Annotated in this window: 2 protein-coding genes and 1 pseudogene; all 3 read right to left on the bottom strand. The window is 73.0% G+C overall.

All coding sequences use genetic code 11. The annotated features are described in order from the left end of the window. The coding region (locus D1825_RS00305) for a HAMP domain-containing protein (protein ID WP_138066980.1) at positions 1–1,076 on the bottom strand (1,076 nt) is incomplete at its 3' end. Next, positions 1,076–2,152, bottom strand: coding sequence for a substrate-binding domain-containing protein (locus tag D1825_RS00300; protein ID WP_118765563.1), 1,077 nt, complete (start codon positions 2,150–2,152; stop codon positions 1,076–1,078). The genes D1825_RS00300 and D1825_RS00305, both read right to left, overlap by 1 nt. 13 nt (positions 2,153–2,165) lie before the next feature. Next, a pseudogene (locus D1825_RS00295) lies at positions 2,166–2,401 on the bottom strand (methyl-accepting chemotaxis protein); the annotation flags it as partial.

The raw sequence follows: 2,401 nt of genomic DNA, 5'->3' as shown, positions 1-2,401 counted from the left end.
GCAACCACCGTCGCCTGACCCGCCACCTTCGCCGCATCCGTCGCGTTCTGCGCGATCTCCCGGATCGAAGCACCCATCTGCTCCGCACCCGCAGCCACCGCCTGCACGTTGCGCGACACCTGCTCAGCAGCCGCAGCCACCACACCCGCCTGCGCACTCGTCTCGCCGGCCGCGCTCGCGACCTCGGCGTTGGAGCCCGTCAGGCGCTGCGCGGACTCGGCGACGTCCTGCGCGGTGCGTGCGACGTCGGTCAGGGTCGCCCGCAGGCCGTCCTGCGCACGGCGCAGCGAGTCGGCCATCCGGCCGGTCTCGTCCTGCGACGGCACGGACGCGGTGACCGTGAGGTCGCCGTCCGCCATCGCGTCCAGGGACGCCCCGACGGCCCGCACCGCGCGGGACACCCGGCGGATCACCGCGGTGGACAGCGCGGCGGCGAGCACCGCGGCGACGACGAACGCGGCGGCGAGCAGCCAGATGGTGCGGCGCACCTCGGCCTGGCCCGCCTGCTGGATCGCGATCACCTGCGCGTCGGTCTGCGCCGAGGCGAGCTGGAGCGCGCGGCCGGCCCAGTCGGGGTCGGCGGCCACGTCGGCCGTGACCGCGGCCGTGAAGCCCGCGGTGTCGCCCGCCTCGACGAGCGGCAGGAGGGTCGTGTCGCGGAACTCGGTCCAGGCGGCCCAGCGCGTGCGGAAGTCCTTCCACTGCGGCGTGAGCGCGTCGGGGAACGTCTCGACCACGTCGGAGCGCGCCTCGACGACGCCGTCCGTCCACGTCGACGAGGTGAGCAGCTGGGCACGGGTCGCCGCGTCCGCGCCGGCCGCGCGGGCCAGCAGCAGGTGGCTGCGCGCCTGCGCGACGCCGAGGTCGGCGAACGCCCGCTGCAGGTGCGTGTCGAGGTCGGACATCTCCTGCAGGTCGTCGCCCGCACGCTGCAGCGCGATCGCGCCAGCGCCGCCGACGACCGCGAAGGTGCCGCCGAGGACGACCATCGCCGCCGCGAACTTCACCGCGATGGGGCGGTCCCAGAACCAGGCGCCGCGGCGCCGGGCCGGTGTGGTGACCGTCGTGGTGGACATCAGCCGACCTCTTCCGCGGTGTAGTAGCCGCCGTCGACCAGGAGCCGGCGGTAGTTGTCCTTCGTGACCGCCCGGGGCGGCAGGAGGTAGGACGGCACGACCTTCACGCCGTTGTCGTACGTCGTCGTGTCGTTGACCTCGGGCTCGTCACCCTCGAGCAGCGCGTTGACCATCGCGACGGTGACCTCGGCCAGCTGCCGGGTGTCCTTGTAGACGGTCGAGTACTGCTCACCGGCCGCGACCGAGCGGACCGCGGGGATCTCCGCGTCCTGCCCGGTGACGACGGGCACGTAGCCGAGGGTCTTGGCCGAGCCGATGACGGCCTGCGCGATGCCGTCGTTGGGTGCGAGCACGCCGTCGAGGCGCGGGCCCTTGCCGTAGCGGCCCAGCAGCGAGTCCATGCGCTTGCCCGCGGTCGGCGGGTCCCACTTCTCGATCGCCACGTCCTCGCGGGCCACCTCGCCGGACGCGACGACGAGCGTGCCGTCGGTGAGGTAGGGCTTCAGGACGGACATCGCGCCGTCGTAGAACACGGTGGCGTTGTTGTCGTCGGGCGAGCCGGCGAAGACCTCGACGTGGAACGGCCCGCGCTGCGCGGTCCGCTTCCCGGTCGCGTCGATCACACCGAGTCCCTGCAGCAGCGCTGTCCCCTGCATGACGCCCACCCGTGCGTTGTCGAACGACGCGTAGTAGTCGACGTCCTTGGACTCCCGGATCAGGCGGTCGTAGGAGATGACCGCGATGCCCGCGGCGTGCGCCTTGGCGAGCACGGCCGTCAGGGCGGTGCCGTCCACCGCGCCGATGACGAGCGCGTCCGCGCCCTCGTCGACCATGTCCTGGACGTGCGCGACCTGCGCGGCGACGTCGTTCTCCGCGTACCGCTTGTCGACCCGGTAGCCCAGCGAGTGGAACTGCGCCGAGAGGTTGTCACCGTCGGCGACCCACCGGGTCTGCTCGGTCGTCGGCATCGCGATCCCGACGAGCGGAGCGCCCGACGAGTCCGCCGCGACCTGCGCGGAGCAGCCGTTCACGCCGACGAGGAACAGGAGGGCCGCGGCCCCGACCCGCATCTTCATGTCCCGACCCCGCTCAGTACGTGAACGCGGCGACGCGGGTACGCAGGTCGGCCGACATGCGCGCGAGCTCGGAGACCGAGGCGCCCATCTGACCGATCACGTCCGAGCTGGTCGCGGTGGCCGTGGCGACGCCGGTGATGTTGGTGGCGATCTCCCCCGACCCCGCCGCGGCCTCGGCCACACCACGCGACATCTCGTTCGTCGTGGCCGTCTGCTCCTCGACCGCCGACGCGATCGTCAGCTGGTAGT

Source organism: Cellulomonas rhizosphaerae (assembly GCF_003470205.1).
Classification (GTDB): domain Bacteria; phylum Actinomycetota; class Actinomycetes; order Actinomycetales; family Cellulomonadaceae; genus Cellulomonas; species Cellulomonas rhizosphaerae.
The sequence above is the reverse complement of the archived record's forward strand: the minus strand, read 5'-3'. Positions and strand labels throughout refer to the sequence as shown.

Bases quoted from the DNA above. Each gene is read 5' to 3' on its own strand.
- D1825_RS00300 (WP_118765563.1), bottom strand. From the start codon at position 2,152: ATGAAGATGCGGGTCGGGGCCGCGGCCCTCCTGTTCCTCGTCGGCGTG.